This window comes from [Actinomadura] parvosata subsp. kistnae (assembly GCF_900323885.1).
Classification (GTDB): Bacteria; Actinomycetota; Actinomycetes; order Streptosporangiales; family Streptosporangiaceae; genus Nonomuraea; species Nonomuraea composti.
Window position 1 is genome coordinate 22,435 of sequence record NZ_OOHJ01000030.1, and the last position, 22,182, is coordinate 44,616.

The following is a 22,182-nucleotide window of genomic DNA, read 5'->3' on the forward strand; positions in this document are numbered from 1 at the left end:
CCAGGTCCGTGATCTTACGCGTGCCCGTCTCCCACTATGATCCGGTCGTCGACGCGATTCCATACGGGGATCGTGCGGAGCTCTTCCCGGGTGAAGGGCTCGCCGCGCAGCGACGTGCCGGCTGCGCGCAGATGCACCCGGTAGAGGCCGGCCACCGGAGTGGGCAGTTTCTCGCCGAACTCGCCGTCCGCCACTTCGGGCAGCGGCAGCACGTACGGCTTCGCGGCGGGCCCGCTGATCTCGGCGTGGACCGAGACGGTGTGCGCGAGCGGGATCCCGGCCTCCGCGAGCGACACCCGGATCTGCGCGTCGCCGCCGGGCAGGCGGGAGGACTGCCGGACGACGACGTCCATCCGGATCGCCGAGCGGGCCTGCACCGCCAGGGTGTAGGGCAGGCCGTGCGTCCTGATCCGGTTGATCTCCTCGCGGTTGCCGCGTTCCTCCAGCTCGCTGATGATCCGCTTCAGTTCGTCCGGATCGATGGACAGGTGGGCCTTCCACTCCCCGCCGACCGGCCCCGGCATCACCGGCGCGGGCAGGGCCAGCCGGAGTACCTGGTGGTGGGAGGTGGCGGCCAGCTCGGCACCGTTGGTGTCGTCGATGCGGGTGCGGTCGGGCGCTTCGAGGGCGACCTTGAGCGCCCGGGCGTAGGGGGTGAGCACGATCACGTCGCTGCGGCTGTCGGCCTCGGTCAGCGGGTACGGCTCCACGGCCGTCCCGCCGATGGGGACGAATCCGTCCGGGTCGACGATGATCGCGGAGTTCGTCATGCCTGCGATGATCTGGGCGTAGTACTTCTGCAGCCGGATCTGGTCGTCGGCGCCGGCCTGGCCGGTGAGGAGCAGGTACCCGCCGGAGCTGTTGACCAGCTCGCCGAGCGCGACGGGGTTGAGCTGCTCGGCCGTGCCGAGCCCGACGGCGAACACCCGGGAGGTGATCAGCGGTGCGACGTCGGCGACGAACTTCGCGGCCGTCTCGAACCCGTCGGTGAACACCACCGTCGCCTGCGAGCTGAACCCGGAGACCTTTCCGAGCTGCGCGGCGGCCAGCTCCAGGCCGTCACCGATGGAGGTGAGGCCGTTGGGGTTGGTCACGTGGGCGGCGATGGCGGCCAGCGCGCCCGTCCGTCCCGCGCCGCCGATCGTGCCGCCCGCCACCTCGACGGGCATCGCCTCGGCGGCATCGGTATCGAACTGGATCACCCCGACGGCGTCATCGTCGCCGAGCAGGTGCACGAACAGCGGCGCGGAGTTGCGCAGCACCTCGATGCGTTTGAGCCCGGCCACGCCGGACGGCGCGTCCATGCTGCCGGACCGGTCGAGCACCATCGACGAGGCGACCGTGGGCTTGGCGATCACGTTGGCCTCGATCGGGATGCTGAAGGCGTCGCCGGTCTCGGTGACATTGACCTCCAGCGTGCCGGACGCCGACGAGCCCGCCAGGCCCGGCTGGAATAGCACCCAGACGAAGACGTCATGCGACTCGTACGCCTGCGGGTCGGGCGTCACCACCGACGACTGCAGCACGGTGAAGGCCGGATCGCCCTTCACCGCGGCCTGGCAGGTGACTTGGCGGCAGCCGCGGATCCGCAGGCGCAGCGCGCGGGCGGTCTGCTCGCCCTCGGCGACGTCCAGGAACCGCAGCGGCAGCCCGGCGGTGGGCGCGATCTGCGTGACGCTCACCGGCAGCGAGTCGTAGCACGGCGGGGTCACCACGGACGGGTGGCGGCAGTTCTTGATCTCGATGTCGGTGGAGCCGCTGGTCCACGGTGGGATCGGCGAGCCGAACTCGACCGTGCCGTCCCACGGCTGCAGGTTGTGCAGGATGCCGCGTGGGCCGCTGGAGTTCGTCTCGCTTCCGTACACCTGCGCCTGGTCCAGCCGCCACTCGCGGCCCGGCTGGGTTTGCCACATCGCGAACAGCCGGTCCACGTTGGAGTGCAGCAGGAAGACGAAGGGGTCCTCAAAGGACTTGTGCGGGTCGAAAATGTTGCTCCCCGGCCCGAAGAACCCGTGCGCGGTGTTGTGTGAGCTCTCCAGCGCGGTGCGGAAGGCCGGCCACTGCTGTGCCTGCGGCAGCGCGTCACCGCTGGCGAGGATCATGGCGTCGGAGTCCACCCCCGGCGCGCCGGGATCGCAGAACCGCTTGATGGCCGGGGGCGGGTCGGCGGGGTTGCCCGTGTCGTCGCGGCTGCCCTGCACTTGATCACCGTTGTGCAGCGCCGCCAGGACGCCCTGCAGCAGACCGCCGGCGGTGCCGAAGAAGTTGTCGGTCGTCAGGTCCACCGTGCCGCCGTTGCCGTCGTCGGCGGCGCGCGGGTCCTGCGTCCAGTCCCAGTAGTGCAGCGCCACGCCCGGGTCCACCTGTTGCAGGAGGCGTTCGAAGCGGTTGCACAGCTCGCGGTGCCAGGGGATGAACGATGGCCCGTTGTGGTTGTGGGTGCCCTGATGGATCTGGTCTTGCTTGTCCCAGTACGACACGCCGTCGGCGTACGACAGGAGGTCCGCCTTCCGTACCGCGGCGACGAAGGCGTCGCGCTCGGCCTGGCTGAGATGTGCGACATTACGCCGCATCGGTCTGCCCATGATCGTCCCCCCATGGGGCCTGGACACGGTTGACACATCGACGCTACGCACGCCGGACCAGGGAGCGACACCGGGAAATCCCTAGTGCTGCCTCAGACACCGCGGCCAGGGTGGCAGTCTGCGTCCCTTTTCGGCTTGACTCCAGGAAGCCAGCCACCACTCTTGTACTATCCGTCTTAGGAGGAACGGCCATGCGCGGTCTTGCCTTGCTCGCCCTCGTCGTTGCCGCGCTGGCCCTGCCTCTTCCACCCCAGGCCTTGGCACACGATCATCCGAGCGGGATCAGTGATCTGGTCACACCCGCCTTGTTCCGCGTCGAGGCGACCTCGCAGGTCAAGATCATCCTGTCTGACCCATCTGACGACGCCGTGCGCGTCGAGCGTAGCTTCGACGTCCCCCTCGGAACGGGTAGCGGCGTGATGATCAATCCCGACGGTGCCATCGTGACGCTCGGCGAAGTCGTCAAGAGCGAGCGGAACCCAGCCGTCTACGCGGTCAACAAGTTGTTCGCCGAACAGTACGGATTGGACATCCCTGACGACTTCAGCCTCCATTCGGTGACGAACGGTCAGCGCAACCGGCAACTCCAGCAGTGTTACTCGGGGGAGAGCCCCTCCACGGCCTGCGACCTCGACATCAGCACCACCGTCAGAGTGTTCCGCAACACCTTGCCGCCGGACACTCAGGGGTTCAGCGCCAGCATCGTGCAGGCCGCTACGCCCGGGAGTCCAGCGATTCTCATGGCCTCCGGTCTAGCCGGAGTCGGAGAGCTCCCCACAGCTCCACTCGCCACCGAAGTTCCCGCTCAGGCGGGCGCCGCCGTGAACATCGCGGGCTTCCTGGGCCGCCCGGCCGCAGACACTGGCGATCACGTCGATATTGCCCATCTCGGCCAGCCTGGCGCCGCCGCGGAGGCGGGCCGTGGCTTCGCCGATCCGCAGAAGAAGGTCGACGAGCCGTCCAAACTGGGCGCGCTCATCGACCAGGGGCTCCGCGGCGGACCGGTGATCGGCGACAAGGACGGACACGTCATCGGCCTGCTCGCCGGAGGCGGTAAGGACGCGAAGATGATCGGCGTTCGTGAGATCGCCGCCGCGCTGCGGAAGGCGAACATCACCCCTCGCAGAGGTGGTGTGGACGCGGCCTTCGAAGCCGCGCTGACGCGATTCCACACGCACTACTACAGCCAGGCGGTGCCAGGGTTCCAACGCGTCCTGGCCCTCTCACCGGGCCATGTCATGGCTGCCGAACACCTCAGGACTGCGTTGGCCAAGAGAGACGGCCCAGAGGACAAGGGGACGATTGCACCGGAAACGGAAGGAACCATGTCGTTGTGGCTGATCATCGTAGGGGTGGCGCTCATCGCTGCCGTGCTGGGCAGCGCACTACTCCTGTGGGTCCGTCGCTCACCAAGGTCTGAGGAGCCCAGACCGGGGGCGACGTCGGATGACACGGCGAGTTCGACCGTGAATGTCAGGCGCCCCGGGACGCCTTCTCCACCTCTGGACCCACAGGTCCGGGCCTCCACGAGATATTGCACCGCCTGTGGCATGCAGATGGAGCAGGGTCACAGGTTCTGTGCCTACTGCGGACGCCCGGCGAGTATCTGATCTCATCCACTCCGGCGTTGCAGAGCCCAGCGCCGTTGCCACTCAGGGTGGGCCGCGGCATCAATGGCTGCGGCCCTCGCCCCTCAGCCTCCTGTGTAGCGGAAGATCCAGAGCCCGCTGTCGCGGTCGCTACCGAAGATGTACGTCTTGTTCTTGATCTGCTTGGCCTCGACGCCCCAGAAGTCATTGCCGTCGGTGCCGATGTACCTCCCGGCCTCTCTGATGCCCCTGCTGCTGACCTTGATCACCCGAATGCCGCCGGCGTAGTAGGACAGGTACGCCAGATCGCTGCGCTCCGGGTCAGTGGCAACCTCGTGCACGCTCAGAGCGCCGAAGCCACTGGCGAAGGCCGGATCAAGACCTTCCTTGATCGCATAGTTGTCGATCTCCCTCAGCGTCCTCGCGTCGAGGAGGTGCACGGTCCCCCAGCCGTCGAACGTCGTCGTCGCCCTGACACCGGCGCCGAGGGTACCGAGGGCGGGCATGTCCGCCGCGCTGGGAGAGGTGTACTCGGGGGTGTCGCCGAACAGCAGGTGGCCCGCCCGATGACCGATGCAGATCGCGGAGGCGGTGATGGTGAAGTCGTGCCCCTGGGCGCCGCAGAAGAACCCGTCGGCGAAGCGCCCGTTGCTGGTGGCCACATGGCTCTGCACGATGATCACCTTGTCGTATCCGGCGAGTTGCCCGGACTCCACCTTGTTCGAGAAGAAACAGACACCGCGGAGGAAGACCACCGTGTCCGCGCCGCTGGCGGCCTTCGCAGGCACCTCCGCGCGGTCGCTCACGCCGTTCCCGTCGGTGTCCTCCACGCACCCGCTGCCGCCCCATACGGTCTTGGCGCCCTGGAAGGTCTGGCCGGGCAGCGTGCTGATCGGCACCGTCCAGTCGAACTCGCCCGCGCCGTAGGTTCCGGCGTTGGGCCCGTCAGTGACCTGGAAAGCTGTTCTGACCGGGGAGAAGTCCTCGTCCGTCCCCACGATGAACCGGTTGTCGTTGGTCCATTCCGCCTGGTGGCCGTTGCCTTCGGGCGGGGTGAAGCCGAGCAGCTTCTCGGGGTCGGGGTAGCGGGAGTCCGTGACGAAGACCGGGTTGGCCGGGTCGTCGAGGTTGAGGATCACCCAGCCGGCGTCCCAGTAGGACAGCAGGCCGATCCAGTGCCCACGGATGCGCTTGACCACCATGTCGTGCAGGAAGACGGTCTGGCCGTTCGCACCGACCTCGGCGGCGGGCCAGTCAGCGATGCTGGTCTCAGCGATCAGCACGGGGTTGGCCGGGTCGGTGATCTCCATGATGTCCACGTCGCCGACCGACTGTTCCAGGTCGTCGGACATCATGGCGAAGACGCGCTCGCCTGCCTGCCAGGCGAAGACGCTGTGCTCGTCGTTCGCCACCGGCTGGGTGCCGTCATTGAAGTCGCCCTTGCCGATCGCCAGCGGGATGATGTTCCTGGGATCGGTCACGTTGTAGATCGACATGCCGCCGACGGCTTCTGGGGCGTCCGAGCAGATCTCGTTGTTGGTGACCAGGATGTCACCCTTGAAGCTCGCCGTCTTCACCCTAATGACCTGCATGCCCTCCCCGGGATACGACCCATTGGGGAAGGCGGTGAAGGAGAGCTCCTTCGGCGCGTCCGGCTTGGAGACATCCACCGTGTAGAAGCCACCAGGCCCGCAGGGGGTGGTGTTCAACCTGCGCGCCGCAAGGTAGGCGTAGTTTCCGAAGACCGCGACGTCCGCGATGTGACCGGCGCGATCTTCACCGGTGGCACCGCTCATGTCGAGCTTGGCCACGAGCTGCACGTTCTTCTGCGTGGCGGGAAGGTGCCCGTCGTTGGCGCCGTGCTGATCGTCATGGCCGGCGATCTCGGGATCTCTGACCTCGGACTTCAGGCTGGGCGCGGGGGTGGGTGGTTGAGGGTCCGCGATCCCGACGCCACTCATGGCTAAGGTCAGGAACACGACACCGGGGATTACGAATAAGCCTCTTCGCATGTTGGACCTCTTCGTCTCTTCCACTGGGGACACAGGCGGTGGCCGTACATGGATCGGACAGTACGTCCTAACATGCATAGGAGGAAGAGGAGTGCCCGAATGTGGACGTAACCTCTGCCTATACGACTTAGAGTGGCCCGAGGCAAGAAGCCTCTCAGGGCTAATTACGATCTTCTATAGGTGTTGACAACCCGCGCCAAGCGGACCGCCATAGCGGCACCCGTCAGTGGTGGTAGGCGTGAATGACCGCGTGACCCTTGCCCCGCCCGATGATCCATTTGTTGATGGGCGTGGTGACGAGGAAGGCCACGAGCAGCGAGAACGCTAGGGCTCCCCAGAAGAGCAAGGAGGCGAGGCCGGCGTCCATGGCGCCGGGGACGATCAGCATGACACCGTTGTCGACGATCTCCATGACGAGGATCGACAGGGTGTCGGCGGCCAGCGCGAGCCGCAGCGCCTGGCGCCACTTCAAACCCGCCCGGAACAGGCCGCGAAGGGTGAGCGCGTAGCCGAAGACGAACGCCAGCGCGACGGCTAGCACGATGCTGGGGAGGTTGTGCCAACCCAGGGCGGTGGCGATCACCATGCCGAGCACCTCGCCGATGGCACAGCCCGTAAGGCAGTGCAAGGTCGCCGAGGCGGCCACTCCCCATGTCGCCTTCATCGGCCCGTGGTGGCCGTGCTCCTCGGCTTGATGCTGGGAGTGACTCCTATGCGGATTGGTAGTGGAAGCGTGAGAGCTGTGGTCGTGCATCTCATGCCTACCGTGGTGCATCGATTCAGACATTGGTACCTTCTAGGTCGATCAGCCACATTTTGGCCCGGCCAAACCTATACCCCCGGTCCGTATGGTGGCAATGCCGGACGAACCTCCATCGTTCTCGTCTCCTATGCGGCATCGGACATCCAGCGGATGCTCAGCCGTGTTGCCGGCCCTGTCTCTGACCTGCGGCGGTCATGCGGTGGACGGCCTCGGCGAGACGTTCCGGAGCAGTGGCGAAGTTGAGACGGACGAACCCGTGCCCGGGCGGCCCGAACCGCGTACCGGAGGACAGCCCGACCCTGCCGTGACGCAGGAACACCTCGACGGGGTCGTCGTCCCAGCCGAGCGCGCGGCAGTCGAGCCAGGCCACGTATCCCGCCTGAGGCGGGTGGTAGCCGATGGCGGGCAGGTGCTCGGCGAGCAGGACGGCCAGGAGGCGGCGGTTGCCGTCGAGGCCGGTGAGCAGCCGCTCAAGCCAGGGGCCGCCGTCGGTGAAGGCGGCCTCGGAGGCGAGCACCCCGAACAGGCCGGCCCCCTCGCTGACCTCCTCGTGGATCTGCGCCACGTCGGTACGGGCGGCGGGCCCGGGCACGGCGAGGGCGGCTTTGAGCCCGGCGATGTTCCACGCCTTGGAGGCCGAGACGAGGGCGACCGAGCGGGCCGCGGCCTCGTGGTCCAGGGACGGGAACGGGACGTGCCGGACGCCGGGATGGGTGAGGGGCGCGAGGATCTCGTCCGTGACGACCCGCACGCCGTAGCGGCCGGCCAGCTCGGCGACCTGCGTCAGCTCCTCGCGGGTGAGGACCAGGCCGGTGGGGTTGTGCGGGTTGCACAGCAGGTACGCCCGCGCGCCCGCGGCGAAGTCGCGCTCCAGCCGGTCAAGGTCGAGCCGGTGCCCGTCGGGCCCGTGGGCGAGCGGGCTGGGGACGATCCGGCGGCCGATGCGTTCGATCCAGTAGAAGAAGGGCGGGTATCCAGGGGTGTTGACGACGACGCCGTCGCCGGGCGCGGTGACGATCCGGAGGATCTCCACGATGCCGGACATGACATCCGGGACCAGCCGGGCGGCGGCGGGGTCGGGGTGCCAGCCGTAGTGTCGTGCGGCGAAGCCGGCGAAGGCCTCGGGGAGCCGGCCGGCGAGCGCGTATCCGGTGTCGCCGCGGCTGATGGCGGCGGTCAGGGCCGCGGCGACGGGTTCGGCGAGCGGGGTGTCCATTTCCGCGATGCGCAGGGGCAGGACGTCCGCGGGGAACTCGCGCCACTTGACGCTGCGCCGGTCGCGGAGCTCCTCGGTGCTGCAGGCGGTGAGGACGTCGTGCTGGTCCGCAGCCAAGATGACCTTCCTTCCTGAGATGGCCTCGATCAAAGCCCGCGCCACCAGGTGCGCGAACCATACCGGGGTTAGGTATAAAAGTGGACAGAGAAGAATATACCCCTCCTAGGTATGGAGACGGTACAGACTCTGAAAGCAGGACACGTCAGGAGTGAAGCAGCGGCATGCGCTCGGTCATCTAGGAGGCTGGCCCGCGGAGGGCCTCGATCACCTTGGCGAATCCCATGTAGATGTGCGCGAAAACGAACATGGCCTCCATGAAGGTGATGCGGTACATCCCCTCGAGTACCGGATCCTCGGCGGCGACCTTCGCCAGCGGCTCCCTCTTCTCACCCCAGTGGATGAGGTCGCCGTACTGGTAGTACGAGATGAGAACCTCCGGGGGACGTTCGTAGCCGAACGCCACGTAAGGGCCCCCCATGACACCGTCTTCGACCATCTTCTTACGAACCAGCTGCTTGAGAGAGTGGCCGCGAAGCTTGTTGTGCGCCTGATGCCACGGCGTCAGCACTCGCATGCCGGCTTCTCGTACGTGCGGCGGCTCGCCCTTGAGGCGCTTGCAGAGCGCCTTGTAAACACGCTCGAAGCTCGCCTCTTCCTTCGGCGCGTAGAACTGGCGGAAAGTAACCGCAACACCCCGGCTGACCTCTCTGCTGAGAAATTCACGCTGGAGGTTCTCTTCAACCCCGTCGGCGGTCACGTTGTATGCGAACCGCTGTTCCACGTTGAGAAGCGAGCTCTCCAGCAGATCGTCGATCGAGAGCATGTACCGCTCAACCAGATCCTTGTTGTCCTTGGACAGCGGCAGCGTCAGGCGTGGCGCTCTGGCGGGGTCGGGCAGGTCGAAGACGTAAGTGAGCCACTTCCACCACATCTCGAAGGCCTCCGGGCGCGCGGCGGTCTCGATGTAGGGCGGTCGGAACTTGAGCTTGACCTTGTCGAGGATGTATGCCTCGATACTGACGCCCTCAAGGTGGAGCGTGTATGGCTCGAAATCTGTGCCCATGGGGCAACGATCCCAGATACGCATACCGTCAGTCGACTTTTTAGTATGCGACATAACGGGAGCTACTCACGGATCGGTAACGTTCCATACCTAATACGCTGATATCTATAAGAATCGGCCACGTGCTTCAGTCTTTCGAACCGCAGCCGACGGTCGCGTCCGAGATGCGGTGTAAAAGTGAACGAGCGTAGGTTGCCGTGCTGAACCGACCAAAGTTCGCACCACGCAAGGACCTACGCTCGTGCCACGCACACTACCGCCCGTCCAGGCCATCCGCGCCGAGATCGACGCCCTGTTCACCGAAGGTCGTGACCTGGTCAAGGTCATCGAGGACGTCGCCCGTCTCGGCGCCCGCTTGATCATCCAGACCGCCGTCGAAGCCGAAGTGGACGCCTTCCTTGGCCGCGCCCGCTACCAGCGCGCCGCCACCGCCACTGCCACCGCAACCGCCGGCGACGCGGAGGCCCCGGTGCGGCCCGGCTACCGCAACGGGCACTGCCCGACCACCGTCAAGACCACCAGCGGGCCGATCACCATCGCCCGCCCCAAGCTGCGGGGCACCACCGAGAAGTTCGCCTCCCGCCTGTTCGGCGCCGGTGTCACCCGCACCCACGCGCTGGAGACCCTCGTGATCGCCTCCTTCGTGCGCGGCCTGTCCGTGCGTGACGTCGAAGGCGCGCTGGCCGACGCGCTCGGCCCCAAGACCGCCCTGTCCAAGTCCACGGTCTCGACCATCTGCCAGGCCATCATCGCCGAGTACGACATCTGGTGCCGCCGCGACCTCACCGCGGTGGAGCTGGACTACCTGTTCCTGGACGCCAGCCATTTCAAGATGCACGACGGCAGCCGGGCCGAGCCGATCCTGGCGGCCTGGGGCATCACCACGGCCGGCAAGCCCGTCTTCGTCGGCCTGGCCGCCGCCGGCTCGGAATCCACCGACGCCTGGCATGATTTCCTGACCGACCTGGCCGGCCGTGGTCTGCGCCCGCCGCTGCTGATCGTCTCCGACGGCGCGCCCGGCCTGATCAGCGCCGCCGAGCAGGTCTTCGCCTCCTCGCTGCGCCAGCGGTGCCTGGTACATCGCGCCAGAAATGTGCTGGCCAAGATCAGCGCCGGCGACCAGGCCGAGGTGAAGGCCGCCTACTGGCACATCTTCGACCTCAGCGACCTGGGTGACGAGGCCGAGGTCGGCCAGCAGCTCGTGGACTGGGTGCAGCGACGCATCGACGCCTTCGCCGAAACCTGGGCCGGCCGCTACCCGGCGGCGGTCAAATGCCTGCTCACCGACCGGCAGAGCCTGACCACCTACCTGCGCTTCCCGATCGAGCATCACAAGCGCGTGCGGCACTCCAACTTCATCGAACGCACCTTCGGTGAGACCCGCCGCCGGGCCAAGGTCATCGGCCGCTTCCCCGCCGAGACCAGCTGCGTCTCGCCGGTCTGGGCCGTCCTCGACCGAGCCGCCCGTGGCTGGCGCGGCTTCACCATGACCAGCACCGGCCTGCGCACCCTGCAAGACCTCCGTCGAGCCCTGCTGTATCCGCCCACACAGCTCCACCCGGCCGACGACCCGTCCTTGGCACCCATCACCGAGGCCGCTTAAGATCCACTCACGGCACCTACCTCGTCGAGCTATTTACACCGCTCCGAGGACGCGACCGCAGCCGACTCCCCCTGCCACGGTGACACAGACGGTCATCGTGACGCCGCCCGCCCCCGTCGTCAACGTTCAGGTCCCACCAGACGATTGGAGCTGGTGGCAGGACGTCATCTGGGGAGACTTCGGCGGAGCGGCTTTCGGCGTTCTCGGCGCCCTCGCTGCCGCTTGGTACGCTTCCCGGCTCATGGCGCGAGCAGACCGCCGAGCCCGCGATGAGGAGCACCGCCGCACCGTCGCGTTGCAGTACGCCGACGCAGCTCGTCGGCTGTCGAAGGCGATCACCGAACTTGCGGGGCAGGTCCTCCTGCCCGAGCCCGATCATCGGGTGATCGAGGATGCCCTTGAGCAATTCAACCTGCTCACGGGACGAATTGTCCGCCTCTATTCGAACTATCCAGTACGCGGACGGGCTTTCAAGACGTACAAGTGGGTCATGGCCCGCCTGCCGGGTCCGATCCGCCGGGACATCATGTCTCCACATGAACGCTTCGCTCTGTGGGTGGCGATCATCGGGCAACCGATCGACCTGTTGCTTGACGTTCACTTCATGACCGTTACGGAGCCTCGGGAGCTCGTGAACAAGCTTCGTGCGATGTCTGCGGACGTGAAGGACATCGAGCACACGACCTTGGAGTGGCTCAGGGCGCCCAACGAGTGGAAGCCCGATCGGTCCACGCGGGAGATGCACGAGCGTGTCCGGAAGCTACTCCCCCGACCTTGATCGTCGAACTCCCATCGGCCGGTGCGGGCTCAGCTCGGGCGCTTGGTCCGATAGTCCAGACGGTACCGGGATAACGCTTGCCAGTCATGCGGAGACCACTCTGACGACTCCCGCGAGATTTCGCGTGTGCACGGGCACGATCTTGACGACGTCCCCCGTCCGGGGAGCCTGGATCATCTTGCCGTCTCCCCAGTAGATGGCCGCGTGTGAGATGTAGCCGGGCTTCGTCGGGTCCAGCCGCCAGAAGATGAGGTCACCCGGCCGCATCTCGGAGAAGGGCACCTGCGGGCCGCTGGCGAACTGCTGGTGCGTCACCCGGGGCAGGCGGATCCCGGCGCGTCCGAAGGCCCATTGGATGAGTCCGGAGCAGTCGAAGGCGTTCGGCCCCTCGGCACCCCAGACATAGGGAGCGCCGAGCTTGCTCGCAGCCGCGGTCAAGACCGTACGGATCCGGTCGCTGGATAGCGAATCCGCAGGCTTGCCTGGCTGGAGGGGCTTGAACACGGGCTTGAGCACGACGACCTGGATCTCCTGCGGCAGCTTACGCGACAACTCGGCCTTGAGCTTGGCCGTGTCCGTACGCGGGGCGCTCACCAGAAGCGCGTTCCTCTCGGGGAGACCGAGGCGTCGAGCCGTGTCTCGGGACACGACGGCATCGATGACCCCCAGTCCCATGGTGGCCACGGACCCGACTCGCAGCTTCTGGTTCCCCACGCTCACCGAACTGCCCAACGCCGGCCCGCCGTCAGTCCCCAACCCGAAGGAGACCACGGCGTCGCCAGCGGCGATGCTCCGCCACAACGGATCTGACCGCGCCGTGGGGCTGGGTGTGTAGGAACGGAACGACGACGGATCCACACCCACTGTGGACACGTGCCGCCCCGCGATCGGCAGGCGGGCCGCGTCCACAGGCTCCACCGCAGACACGCCCGCCTGTCCCAGCACACTCGCCATCACTTTCTCGGACAACGTGCGGTCGCTGAGCACAAGAAGGTGTGCTTCAAGGCGTCGTTTCAGCGGTGCGACCGGTTCGGCCGACGGCCTGGTGGTGGGCAGGCGCCCGCTCATGGCGGACGAGCGCTCGGCCGGCCTGGTGACCTCGGAGACGGGTTTCAAGTTGGCGAGAGCCACCACTCCCGTGGTCAGGACGACGACGATCACCGCGAACAGCAAGAAGATCGCCGAAAAGCTACTACGATTCATCGTGTGGATGCGAGTCACAGACGATCGTGCGTACAGCCGAAATAATGTGCCTCCACCGGCCGTCGACTCAGTCCTGTCTACTACGCAATATAGTGACTATTTGGGCATCGGTGAAGGCGGAGGTGTCCTCGGAGCTGACGATCGCCTGCCACGGCGATGTGGTATCGACCTCTTTACGCTCCGAAGGTTCCGCGCTTCGGCAACTGAGGATGTTCATCGCGACGGCGGTCACGTTCTTCGGCCCAGACCACATGACACCAAGGATGGAAATCAGAGTGACAGACGTCTTCGCACGCCTGGAATCCTTCGGCGAGCGCTTCCGGCTCCAGCGGGGGCTCGCGCCGGGTGAGGACTGGATCGGCTGTGACCGGTTGCTGGATCCGTGGTCCGACGAGCTCGGCCAGGTGCTCGACGCCGAGCGGCGAGCCAGCGGCCAGGTCTCCGACCACGCGACCGCGTTGACCGTGATGGCGGTCTACGCGGGCACCGTGACCGCGTCAGCCATCCTCGCCTGGGCTCTCGATGGCAAGGTGATCGACATGCGGCCTGGCAACGTCGCCATCCGGCTCTCTCCGCATCACGGTTTCGAAGCCGTCGGGCTACGCGAGCCCACCGTCACCGACGCACCGGCGGAGACCCTGGTCTCCTGGATATTGGACGAGCACCTGCTGCCCCTGGCGCGGGCCATGCGTGTGCGTACGCGGGCCGGTCTGCGGCAGCTCTACGGCGGCGTGGCCCACGGCTGCGCGGCGGCCTTCTGCATCGCCAGCCGCCGAGGCGGCGACGTCGATCAGCTCGAACGTGCCTACGAAACCTTCCTGGCCGCCGCCCCCGGGAACCTGGAACGCCTCGGCACGGTCATCCGGCTCAAGGAGGACACCCGGGAAGGGCTCTTCTACCTGCGCAACACCTGCTGCCTCTACTACACCTCGGCCGAGAAGGTGAAGTGCTCCAGCTGCTGCCTGGACAGCGTCGAGGACCGGGTGAAGAACTACCGGCGGGTGCTGGCCGAGGGCGTCGTCCCGCACTAACAGACAAGAAGTCCAAGAGGGCATTGACCAACTCCAGTCGGTGAATTAAAACCGATTCACCGACCCTTCATCACATCATGTCGATCAAGCCTGTGCGCCCTGAGCGGCGCGGACGACGGCGGCTGGGCACGGAGAATCCCGAGGTCCAGCGGCGGTTGCTCGACGCCGCCGGGCAGATCATCGCGACGGAGGGCTGGCCGGCGCTGCGCATCGACGACCTCGTCCGGCGTGCGGGGCTGTCGGTCGGCACCTTCTACCTGTATTTCGACAACAAAGCCGACCTGTTCGTCCAGCTCGTCGTCCGGCACACCGAAAGGTTGCGGGCGCGACTGCGCGAGGCCTACGCCGGCGACGGCACCGCCGCCGAGCGCCTCGACCGCGCCCTGGACGCCTACCTGGATTTCGTCACCGAGACCGGGCCGGGGTTCCTGCACTTCAGGAACGCCGGGAACATCGAGACCACCGTCGGCCCGCTGTCCACGTGGGCCTTCAGGCAGCACGCCGACGACCTGCGCCCCCTCCTGGAAACAGCTATGGCCGAAGGGCGATCCGCGAGGAGGCGCCCGACCTCCTCGCGCAGGCCGTCCTCGCCCTGCACCAGCACATCGCGGCCTTCTGGCTGGAGCACCCTGAGCGGTACTCCCGTCAGCGCATCAAGCAGTTCCTCTCCGATTTCGTCGCCTACGGCCTGAGCAGCGACCGCTGAGCAGGCAGATTCTTCCGGCTGGAAGAAGGGAGACGCACATGCGCAACCGCACCCTCGTCATGCTGGCCGTCACGCTCGTCCTGGTGGTGATGTCCGCACCTGTCAGGGCGTCCGCCGCCGCCTACGATCCTCCGACCTGGAATCCACCGGCGGGGCACAACGTCACGACGGTGCGCTGGGGCCCCATCACCATCCCGCCGATGAGGGGTGACGAGGTCGGCGAGATCAAGAACGAGATCGCCCTCGACGGCAACTGCAATCCCCTCATCGGGCTCATCACGAGCTGCCGCAGCATGAAGATCGCCAAGCCGTGCGAGAACTGCTTCATCACCGGGATCATGCCCGACCTCGTCTTCGCCGGGACCGACCGCGGCGTCAACATGGACACCGGCGGCATGCTGCACCACGCCGTCAACGTCAACTTCAGCCGCTGGGACGTCACCTGCCCGCCCGGCCTCGGGGACGTCATCAACCAGCTCGGCCTGCTACAGGGCGGCAACGAACGATTCTTCGCGGCAGGCAACGAACGCACGCTCAACCGGCTCTACGCCACCGGCAACAACGGCTACTACGTCAAGGCCGGCGACAAGTGGGGCCTCATCTACGACCTCATGAACATGACCGAGCAGCCGGTCACCGTCGAGTTCAAGTACACGTTCAGCTGGGTTCCGAACGCCACGCGGGTGGACCCGGTCTGGCTGGACATCGACCAGTGCGGCGACTCCGAGCGCTCCATCCCCGCCGGCTACTCCGACTCGCACTGGACCACGACGGTGCCTCACAGCGGCACCCTGGTCGCGGTCGGCGGCCACGCCCACGACCACAGCATCAGCGTGTCCCTACAGAACGTCACCAGGAACCGCTATTCCTGCACGTCGGTGGCCGGATACGCGCCTGACTCCATGATGGGCCCCGCGGGGCCAGGGGCCGGGACCGACGGCCACCCGACCGCCGCGAACACGGTCACCTCGGACGGCCATCCGAACGCGCCGCTGATGGCGTACATGGGGTCGGTCTCGGACTTCACCACCTGCGAGCCGAACCTCGCCTTCTCCGCCGGGGACAGGATCCGAGTGCACGCCCAGTACAACGAGCCCAGCGCTTATGACAGCGCCATGGGGATCATGGTGGCGTTCGTCCGCTGGCGGTAAACGCGCGTCCAGCCCGAGTGCTCCTGCGGCTACAGCCATGGACGTCTTGCGGTTGATGCGCATTTCGGTGTGTTCTCTCGATCGTGGTGAAGGTCAGGACCTGTCCGCGGGCAGGCGGGAAGCCTGCTCCGCACGGGCCGCCGGCCTATATGCGCAACATCGAGAGAATCGCCAGGCGCCGGGACGTGAGCTTCGGCGGAGGTCTGGCGACCCAGCTCAGGGATGAGCGTGTCTCGCCGTTGTCATCGCCGCGCCGTCCCACTCTGGCCCAGGTCGCGATCAGCAGCAGGATCACGAACGTCATGAGCACGGCCAGGCAGACGTCCGTAGGGTCGAACCCGGGCATCGTGCCGTCGGGGGCCAGCGCCTCCATGCCCGCGGGAACCACGGACACGACGGCCGGGGCGGCCTGCATGCCGTGGGAGGAGCCGCCGTGCCCGCCGTCGAGGTGCCCGAGCGTGTGCATGCCGCAGACACCCAGGGCGAGGGCCACGAGCAGGACGGCCCGCAGCGCGCGCACCGCACGACGCTGCCACATAGATCCCACCGCCCTCGCAGATCTTCGGCACGTCATGACACTTGCCAGTGTACTAACGCGGCTACGGCACCCGGCCTTCAATCGTTCAACGGGAGCCCGGCGAAGGCCGCCTCGTCCGGCTTCGGTCAGGCGTAGACCAGCTCGTAGCCGGCTTCCTCCACGGCGTCGCGCACACGAGCTTGCTCGATGGGCTCATCCGCCGTCACCGTCACCTTGCCGGTGGCCAGGTCGACGTCGACGTCCGTCACGCCGGCGATCTTGCCGACCTCGGACTTCACCGAACCCACGCAGTGGCCACAGGTCATCCCGCTCACGGTATAGGTCGCACTGCTCATCATGACTCCCCTCGTTCCATACCCCTCATAGGTATGAGGCAGTTGGACGATATGCCAACAATGACCGCCTTGCAACCCTAACCCCCTACGGGTATCTGAGACGTATCTCACGTCGAACCTAATACCCCATGGGGGTATTGTCTGTCGCATGAGAAAGCTCAACTCCATCGTCATCGCCGGGGCCTCGCTGGCAGGTCTGCGCGCGTTCCAGGCCCTGCGGCGCGAAGGTTTCGACGGCACGATCACCCTCGTGGGAGCCGAGAAGCACCTGCCCTACAACCGTCCCCCGCTGTCCAAGAGCATGCTGAGAGGCGACGACGAGGTCACGCTTCCCGGCGCCGAGGAGCTCGGCGACCGATGGCTCAAGGGCCGCCACGCCGTCCGGCTGGACACCTCAGCGCGGCGGCTCATCCTGGACGACGGATCGGAGATCCCCTACGACGGCCTGGTCATCGCCACCGGCGCGAGCCCGCGACGGCTGCCCGACGCCCCCGAGGGCGTCTACACCCTGCGCACCATCGAGGATTCCCTGGCGCTGCGCGCGGAGCTGGCCGCGGGGCCGAGCGACGTCGTCGTCATCGGCGGCGGCTTCATCGGGGGCGAGGTCGCCTCGACCGCCCGCGCCCTCGGGCTCGGCGTCACGCTCGTGGACGCGTCCCCGTACCCGATGCACAACGTCCTGGGCACCGAGACCGCGCGCTGGCTGGCCGGCCACCACCGGGACAACGGCGTCGAACTCGTCAGCGAGACCCGCGTGACCGGATTCGAGGGGAATGGCAGGGTGACGGGCGTCCGGTTGAGCGACGGCCGCACGCTGCCCGCCGACCTGGTCATCGCCGGCATCGGCGTGGTCCCGAACACCGACTGGCTGGACGGCAGCGGCCTGACGATGAACGACGGGGTGGTCTGCGACGAGCGCCTGTTCGCCTCGGGCGCGCAGGACGTGGTCGCCGCCGGCGACGTCGCACGCTGGCCGCACAGCCTGTACGGGGGCACGCTCGTCCGCGTCGAGCACTGGTCGAACGCCAACGACCAGGGCGCCGCCGCGGCACTCAACCTGCTGGCCGGCCCGGAGAACGCCAAGCCCTTCGCCGACCTGCCCGCCTTCGCCACCCACATGCACGGCGCGCGCGTCCAGATCGCCGGCCTGCCCCATCTGGCGGACGAGAGCCGCGTCGTGACCGGGGACCCGGCCGAGGGACGCTTCGCCGTCGCCTTCGCCAAGGACGGCACGCTCGTCGGCGCCGTCGCGGTGAACGCCCCCAAGGACCTGATCCGCATCAAGCGAGCCATCGCGGCCGGTGATCATCTGGACGCCCTGGCGTGAAGAGCAGGCGCTCCTGGCCACGCATCTACGATCGCCGGTAGCATTTTGTGCAGACCACTGGTGGAGGGACGATCACATGGTGCGTGGCCTAGGAGAGCTCGAGTCCACAATCATGGATCACATGTGGGCCATCAAGCGTCCGGCCTCGGTCAGGGATGTCCTGGAGCACCTACAGCAGGAACGCGCCCTCGCCTACACGACGGTCATGACCGTGATGGACAAGCTGCACACCAAGGGCCTGCTCAAGCGGCAGCCGGTCGGCCGCGCCTACATCTACGAGGCGGTGTCGTCCAAGGAGGCTTACACCGCCGACGTGATGCGCGCGTCCCTGGCCGCGAGCGGCAACAGGGCGGCCACGCTCGTGCACTTCCTCGAGCGACTGACCCCGGAGGAGGCCAGCGCCTTGGAGGCGGCGCTGCAGGTGTACCCGCCCGGGGGACGCAGCTCATGATCGTGGCGATCGTCCTGGTCCTGTACGGCCTTCTCGCGGCGCTGGCGCTGCCGAAGGTGCTCAAGCGGGCTTCCTGGGCCGACCGCGCGCCTCGACTGGGGATCGCCATGTGGCAGGCGGCCGGAGCCTCGGTGGTCGCCTCGGCGCTACTCGCGGCGTTCGCCGTCGCTGTGCCCGCCTCCGTGGTGGGGCACGGCCTGGCCGACCTGTTCGAGGCCTGCGCCGCCCTGCTCGGTGACGAGGCAGCTCTGAACTCGACCAGTACTCGCGCGAGTCTCGCCGTCGCCGTGCTCATCGTGGCCAGGGTCGGCTACATGGGGGCCGCGGTCCTGCTCCGTGCGCGTCGGGAACGTCGCCGGCATGCCGAGGCGCTGTCACTTCTCGGCCGGCACGACGGTGATCTGGACGCGCTGGTGGTGGACTACGACGAGCGCCTGGTGTACTGCCTGCCCGGCAGGAAGGGGCACGCGGTCATCACCACCGGCGCGCTGCGCTCGCTCGCCCCCGAGCAGGTCGCCGCCGTGCTCGCCCACGAACAGGCGCATCTGCGGGGGCGCCACCACCTGGTGCTCGCCGCGGCCGAGGCGCTGGCCCGGGCGTTTCCTCGCGTGCCCCTGTTCGAACAGGGCCGCGTGGAGGTCGCGCGCCTGGTCGAATTGCTGGCCGACGACGTCGCGGCACGCCGCCACCAGCGCATCCACATCGCGACCGCGCTGGTCGGGCTCGCGACAGGAAGCGTGCCGGCGTTCGCGCTGGGCGCGGGCGGCGAGACCGCGCTGACGCGCGTCCGCCGGATGCTGCACCCGCAGGCGCCGCTCGGCCGCCGCGAGCGCATCACCGGCCGCCTCGCGGTCACCGTGCTCCTAGCCGGCCCCGCCACCCTGGCAGCGGCACCGGGCGTCGCCGCATTCCTCGCCCATCACTGCCACTCCCTTCTCTCCCTCTGATCTACTACGAAGAGCAATAGTAGCTATCTGTAGACTCGCGCCATGAAGCGTGCGGGACAGCGACTATGCGCGAGCGCTGCGGGAATCGCGCTGGCCTTGGCACTGGCCGGCTGCGGCCAGGGGGCGCAGGAGCCGGGGGCAACAGGCGATCCAAGTTTGGGCACAGGCCATGTACACGGGCTCGGCATCGACCCGTCCGATGGAGCCCTCTACGTGGCAGGGCACCACGGACTTTTCAAGATCACCTCGTCCTCCACGGCTAGCCGGGTCGCAGACCGCGACCAGGACCACATGGGCTTCACCATCGGAGGGTCGAAGACATTCCTGGCCAGCGGGCATCCGTCGGCCGAGGATGTCGCCCCGGAACGCCCGCCCCATCTTGGTCTCATCAAGTCGACGGACTCTGGGCTCACCTGGAAGACGATCTCGGAAGACGGCTCTGCCGACTTCCATTCCGTCCAGCCCGCCGGTGACAACCTGTACGCCTACGACAGCCAGACCTCGAAGGTCTGGCGCAGCCTCGACGGCGGGGCCACCTGGACACAGGGCACCGAGGAAAAGATCATCGACCTCGGAGCCGACTCCGAGCAATCGTCGCGCCTCTACGCCACGACGCCGGACGGACTGAAGGTCAGCGAGGACGGCGGGCTGAACTACAACGACCTCACGAACGCTCCTCTTCTCAGCCACATCGACGTACTGCCAGGCGAGGTGCTCGTCGGCGCCGGAGCCGATGGCCAGATCCACATCAGTCAGGACTCGGGGAAGTCCTGGTCGGCCGCCGGGAAGCTGCCCGGTCAGGCGGCCGCCTTCACCGCTGTGAACCGCCAGCATCTGCTGGCCGCCATGGACGACGGCACGGTGCTGCAGTCCAAGGACGGCGGCGCGACCTTCGCCACAGCTTTCTCGCCCGCCGGCTGAGCTTGCCGTCGCCTCGTCGGCGCAAGTCGTGCATGTTCTGGAGGACGCCGGCAGGAGGTCGTCCATACGGGTGCACGGCCATCCGTGGTCAGGTCATCATACGCCGGGGGGTATGGTCGAGCCATGGAGATGACCCCCGCCCTGGTGGGCGACGCGTTGACGCGGTTGCGACGGGCACACGGGCAGCTCGCCGGCGTGATCTCGATGATCGAGGACGGTGAGGAGTGCGCCGCCGTGCTCACCCAGCTCGCCGCCGTCTCCCGCGCCCTTGACCGGGCCGGATTCAAGATCGTGGCCACCGGGATGCGGCACTGCCAGGCCGCGCGTGAGCGCGGGGACGAGCCGCCCATGACCGAGCAGGAGCTGGAGAAGCTCTTCCTGGCGCTGGCCTGACGCCGCGCCGGGAGGGAAGTTCAGGACCGTCGTGTCATCGCCGGATACCCCCGGGGGTGTAGGAGAGATCATGAGTGTTGACGTCCATGTCATCGAGACCTCGTCGCTCGGCGACCGCAGCTATCTGGCCACCGACGGGCAGGTGGCCGTCGTGGTCGATCCCCAGCGGGACGTCGATCGCGTGCTCTCCCTCTCGGGCCGCCTCGGCGTGCGCGTCACGCACGTCGTCGAGACGCATCTGCACAACGACTACGTCTCGGGCGGGCTGGAGCTGGCCAGGCTGACCGGCGCGCACTACGGCCTCGCCGCCGCCGACCGGGCGCCGTTCCCGCACCTGCCGCTGTCCGACGGGGACGTCGTCGAGGTCTCGCCCGCGCTGCGGCTGCGGGCCCTGGCCACGCCGGGCCACACCTTCCACCACCTGTCGTACGCGCTGGAGAGCGGCGGGGCGGCCGAAGGGGTCTTCACCGGCGGCTCGCTGCTGTTCGGCACGACGGGCCGTACCGATCTGCTGGGCGCCGAGCACGCCGCCACGCTGGCGCGCGAGCAGCACGCGTCCGTACGGAGGCTGGCCGACCTGCTGCCCGACGGGGCCGCGATCTGGCCGACCCACGGCTTCGGCAGCTTCTGCTCGGCCGCCCAGGCCTCCGGCGACGACTCCACCATCGAGCGCGAGCGGCAGGTCAACCCGGCGCTGCGGCTGGCCGCCGACGCGTTCGTCACGCAGACCCTGGCCGGGCTCGACGCCTACCCCGCCTACTACGCGCACATGGGCGTGATCAACCTGCGCGGCCCCGAGCCGGTGGACCTGCGCCGGCCCTCGCCCATCACCCCGGGCGAGCTGCGCGGGCGGCTGGAGGCCGGGCAGTGGGTGGTCGACCTGCGGCACCGCACCGCGTACGCGCGGGCGCACCTGGCCGGCACTGTCAGCCTGGGCCTGGACGGTCCGATGGCCACCTGGCTCGGCTGGCTGATCGACTGGGGCGCGCCGCTCACCCTGATCGGCGAGACGCCCGAGCAGGTCGCCGCGGCGCGGCGGGAGCTCGTGCGCATCGGCGTCGACCGCGTCGCCGCCGCGGCGACCGGCACGCCGCAGGAGCTCGCCACCCATCCGGCGCAGGTGAGGTCGCTGCCCACGACGACGTTCGCCGGGCTGGCCGCGGCGCTGGCCGGTGACGTGCCGGACGGGCTGCCCGCCCCCGACGTGATCCTCGACGTCAGGCTCGGCAACGAATGGCAGGACTCCCACATCGACGGCGCCGTGCACGTGCCGCTGCCCGAGCTCGCCGCCCGCACCGGCGACATCCCGTCCGGGGCGGTATGGGTGCACTGCGGCAGCGGCTACCGGGCCACCGCGGCGGCCTCGCTGCTGGCCAGGGCCGGGCGGGAGGTCGTGCTGGTGAACGACGCGTTCGCCGACGCCGCCGCCTCCGGCCTGGCCATGGCCTCCTGATCCGCCTGTTCAAGACCCGCCTGTCCATTCGCCGCGGGAGCGGGCGGCGCCCGTCCA

20 protein-coding genes are annotated in these 22,182 nt (G+C 67.9%); 12 read left to right on the forward strand and 8 right to left on the reverse strand.

Annotated elements, in window-relative coordinates:
- Nucleotides 1-14: 14 nt before the first annotated feature.
- On the reverse strand, nucleotides 15-2,573 hold the full coding sequence (locus KIS93_RS55870; RefSeq protein ID WP_186405040.1) for a tyrosinase family protein: 2,559 nt from the start codon (nucleotides 2,571-2,573) through the stop codon (nucleotides 15-17).
- Between the two features lie 203 nt (nucleotides 2,574-2,776).
- Between KIS93_RS55870 and KIS93_RS55875 the strand changes: the two genes are divergently transcribed.
- The gene (locus tag KIS93_RS55875; protein ID WP_080039250.1) at nucleotides 2,777-4,195 is read left to right on the forward strand and encodes a zinc ribbon domain-containing protein; all 1,419 of its coding nucleotides are present in this window, start codon (nucleotides 2,777-2,779) and stop codon (nucleotides 4,193-4,195) included.
- 83 nt (nucleotides 4,196-4,278) lie between these two features.
- Here the strand turns inward: KIS93_RS55875 and KIS93_RS55880 are convergent, their stop codons facing one another.
- The 4 genes from KIS93_RS55880 to KIS93_RS55895 all read right to left on the reverse strand — a co-directional run bounded on the left by KIS93_RS55880 (nucleotide 4,279) and on the right by KIS93_RS55895 (nucleotide 9,288).
- Nucleotides 4,279-6,153: a hypothetical protein gene (locus KIS93_RS55880; protein WP_155127534.1), complete on the reverse strand. Its 1,875-nt coding sequence runs from the start codon at nucleotides 6,151-6,153 to the stop codon at nucleotides 4,279-4,281.
- 256 nt (nucleotides 6,154-6,409) lie between these two features.
- Nucleotides 6,410-6,850, reverse strand: coding sequence for a DUF4396 domain-containing protein (locus tag KIS93_RS55885; RefSeq protein WP_155129696.1), 441 nt, complete (start codon nucleotides 6,848-6,850; stop codon nucleotides 6,410-6,412).
- Between the two features lie 253 nt (nucleotides 6,851-7,103).
- The gene (locus tag KIS93_RS55890) at nucleotides 7,104-8,282 is read right to left on the reverse strand and encodes a MalY/PatB family protein (protein ID WP_230466221.1); all 1,179 of its coding nucleotides are present in this window, start codon (nucleotides 8,280-8,282) and stop codon (nucleotides 7,104-7,106) included.
- A 178-nt stretch (nucleotides 8,283-8,460) separates the two neighbouring features.
- Nucleotides 8,461-9,288 (reverse strand): hypothetical protein, encoded by an 828-nt coding sequence (locus KIS93_RS55895; protein WP_186405041.1) that lies wholly within the window; start codon nucleotides 9,286-9,288, stop codon nucleotides 8,461-8,463.
- Nucleotides 9,289-9,529: 241 nt separating this feature from the next.
- Between KIS93_RS55895 and KIS93_RS55900 the strand changes: the two genes are divergently transcribed.
- Nucleotides 9,530-10,891 carry an IS256 family transposase gene (locus KIS93_RS55900; RefSeq protein ID WP_080039253.1) on the forward strand — a complete coding sequence of 454 codons (1,362 nt, stop codon included), beginning with the start codon at nucleotides 9,530-9,532 and terminating at the stop codon, nucleotides 10,889-10,891.
- A 79-nt stretch (nucleotides 10,892-10,970) separates the two neighbouring features.
- Entirely contained in the window at nucleotides 10,971-11,669 is a 699-nt protein-coding gene (locus KIS93_RS55905; protein ID WP_080039254.1) for a hypothetical protein, read from the forward strand.
- Nucleotides 11,670-11,753: 84 nt separating this feature from the next.
- On the opposite strand, the gene KIS93_RS55910 is transcribed toward KIS93_RS55905, so the two are convergent.
- Entirely contained in the window at nucleotides 11,754-12,872 is a 1,119-nt protein-coding gene (locus tag KIS93_RS55910) for a C40 family peptidase (RefSeq protein ID WP_155127540.1), read from the reverse strand.
- Between the two features lie 110 nt (nucleotides 12,873-12,982).
- Here KIS93_RS55910 and KIS93_RS55915 point away from each other — a divergent pair, with 110 nt between their 5' ends.
- The 3 genes from KIS93_RS55915 to KIS93_RS55925 all read left to right on the forward strand — a co-directional run bounded on the left by KIS93_RS55915 (nucleotide 12,983) and on the right by KIS93_RS55925 (nucleotide 15,760).
- The gene (locus KIS93_RS55915) at nucleotides 12,983-13,903 is read left to right on the forward strand and encodes a (2Fe-2S)-binding protein (RefSeq protein WP_155127543.1); all 921 of its coding nucleotides are present in this window, start codon (nucleotides 12,983-12,985) and stop codon (nucleotides 13,901-13,903) included.
- A gap of 77 nt (nucleotides 13,904-13,980) precedes the next feature.
- The gene (locus KIS93_RS55920; protein WP_186405042.1) at nucleotides 13,981-14,595 is read left to right on the forward strand and encodes a TetR/AcrR family transcriptional regulator; all 615 of its coding nucleotides are present in this window, start codon (nucleotides 13,981-13,983) and stop codon (nucleotides 14,593-14,595) included.
- A gap of 52 nt (nucleotides 14,596-14,647) precedes the next feature.
- The gene (locus tag KIS93_RS55925) at nucleotides 14,648-15,760 is read left to right on the forward strand and encodes a hypothetical protein (RefSeq protein WP_080039258.1); all 1,113 of its coding nucleotides are present in this window, start codon (nucleotides 14,648-14,650) and stop codon (nucleotides 15,758-15,760) included.
- Nucleotides 15,761-15,905: 145 nt separating this feature from the next.
- Here KIS93_RS55925 and KIS93_RS55930 read toward each other — a convergent pair whose 3' ends face one another.
- Nucleotides 15,906-16,298 carry a DUF6153 family protein gene (locus KIS93_RS55930; RefSeq protein ID WP_080039259.1) on the reverse strand — a complete coding sequence of 131 codons (393 nt, stop codon included), beginning with the start codon at nucleotides 16,296-16,298 and terminating at the stop codon, nucleotides 15,906-15,908.
- A gap of 125 nt (nucleotides 16,299-16,423) precedes the next feature.
- Nucleotides 16,424-16,807: a heavy-metal-associated domain-containing protein gene (locus KIS93_RS69395; protein ID WP_420895895.1), complete on the reverse strand. Its 384-nt coding sequence runs from the start codon at nucleotides 16,805-16,807 to the stop codon at nucleotides 16,424-16,426.
- Between KIS93_RS69395 and KIS93_RS55940 the strand changes: the two genes are divergently transcribed.
- From KIS93_RS55940 to KIS93_RS55965, 6 genes are all read left to right on the forward strand, one after another.
- Entirely contained in the window at nucleotides 16,782-17,960 is a 1,179-nt protein-coding gene (locus KIS93_RS55940; protein WP_080039260.1) for an NAD(P)/FAD-dependent oxidoreductase, read from the forward strand. The two genes, KIS93_RS69395 and KIS93_RS55940, sit on opposite strands and share 26 nt — an antisense overlap.
- Nucleotides 17,961-18,036: 76 nt before the next feature.
- Nucleotides 18,037-18,411 (forward strand): BlaI/MecI/CopY family transcriptional regulator, encoded by a 375-nt coding sequence (locus KIS93_RS55945; protein WP_080039261.1) that lies wholly within the window; start codon nucleotides 18,037-18,039, stop codon nucleotides 18,409-18,411.
- Nucleotides 18,408-19,358 (forward strand): M56 family metallopeptidase, encoded by a 951-nt coding sequence (locus KIS93_RS55950; RefSeq protein WP_080039262.1) that lies wholly within the window; start codon nucleotides 18,408-18,410, stop codon nucleotides 19,356-19,358. The genes KIS93_RS55945 and KIS93_RS55950 overlap by 4 nt, the downstream gene beginning before the upstream one ends.
- Nucleotides 19,359-19,400: 42 nt before the next feature.
- Nucleotides 19,401-20,279 carry a F510_1955 family glycosylhydrolase gene (locus KIS93_RS55955; protein WP_155127546.1) on the forward strand — a complete coding sequence of 293 codons (879 nt, stop codon included), beginning with the start codon at nucleotides 19,401-19,403 and terminating at the stop codon, nucleotides 20,277-20,279.
- A gap of 123 nt (nucleotides 20,280-20,402) precedes the next feature.
- Nucleotides 20,403-20,672: a metal-sensitive transcriptional regulator gene (locus KIS93_RS55960; protein ID WP_080039264.1), complete on the forward strand. Its 270-nt coding sequence runs from the start codon at nucleotides 20,403-20,405 to the stop codon at nucleotides 20,670-20,672.
- A gap of 70 nt (nucleotides 20,673-20,742) precedes the next feature.
- A complete protein-coding gene (locus KIS93_RS55965) occupies nucleotides 20,743-22,125 on the forward strand; it encodes an MBL fold metallo-hydrolase (protein WP_080039265.1) in 1,383 nt (460 codons plus the stop codon).
- Nucleotides 22,126-22,182 lie beyond the last annotated feature (57 nt).